This window comes from Streptococcus mitis (assembly GCF_001579035.1).
In the GTDB taxonomy this organism is placed as follows: Bacteria; Bacillota; Bacilli; order Lactobacillales; family Streptococcaceae; genus Streptococcus; species Streptococcus mitis_J.
The window spans coordinates 91979-93204 of the sequence record NZ_KQ970290.1; the positions used below are offsets into that span (position 1 = coordinate 91979).

1 protein-coding gene is annotated in these 1226 nt (G+C 33.8%); it reads right to left on the reverse strand.

From position 1 onward, the window contains the following. Positions 1-257: 257 nt before the first annotated feature. Positions 258-1226: TIM-barrel domain-containing protein (locus SMIDD26_RS08630; RefSeq protein ID WP_134990266.1), on the reverse strand; the 969-nt coding region annotated here is incomplete at its 5' end.

Genomic DNA, 1226 nt, shown 5'->3' on the forward strand with positions numbered 1-1226 from the left:
CAAACAAATTGAAGAGGCCATACAAACCTACTATAATTTCACAATCTCACTATGATTAGGTTTCTTTTAGCCTAATGAATAGTGAGATTTTTTGATGAGCTTTGACTTAAATAGAAAAACACCCCATGATATGAACCATGAAGTGTTGTAAATTCTATGTTGTAGTGCTTATTTCACATTTTCAATGTGACCAGTGATAACGAATAACATACAGAGTCTTCATATACACTAAACAAATGACTTTCTAATTATCTCAATTAGTTTTCATTAGTAAATATCATTTCCAACAAACGCCCTCTCAATTCCTTATCCTGATGATGCAAGATATTCATTAAGTCATGAGAATTTTTGGCATTGATGAATTGATTTAACAATCTATCTTTTAATTCATATGGAAGAGAAGCCGTCTTTAGTAGTCTAAAAACTTCATCATTTAAAGATATTGTTTTATTATCTTTACATTCAAAATTAGCTGTATCATTCTTATTTGGCAATTTAATCATAGACACATTCGTTCCTTTAAAATGAATTCTATGCCTTCTATTGCTTGGAACGATACTAGAATCTCCTTGTAATGTTAGCTCTACCATCCCCATTTCCCAGTCGATTGATAATCTTGTTTTATATCTTTGACCATTTTTATCTTCAATCATTTCAAAAGAATGTTGTTTGCCTGGGAATACATACCAATCTACAACTTCAGGTAACTCAACACCCATATCTATCTCAGAACCAACCAAGGGAATGATTGCACCACTTTTTGCGAACACAGGTATCGTCGAAATGTCTCTATAAACACTCAACTTCACACCGCCTGTGTATTTTTTCTCTGAAAAAAAGTCATACCATTCACCTTCAGGGAACCATACATCTACTTTTGCAGATTGGAATGCCAAATCCATCTTTTCTACAATGGGAGCCACCATCAGTTCTGTTCCAAAAAAGTATTGGTTTGGAACATTATAGCTCTCATCATTCTCTGGGTAGAAATAATACATTGGGCTGATTAATGGGGCACCTTCCTCGTGTGTCTTTACATTCATGGTATATAGATATGGAATCATCTGATGTCTCAAACAAAGGTATTTCTTCATAATCTTAGATGTTGTTTCCGAAAAAAGCCAAGGTTCTTTACTATTAAAGGGACTTCTAGAACTATGTAAGCGAGTAATCGGACTAAAAACACCAAACTGTAGCCATCTAGTTTGTAGCTCTTCGTCATAATC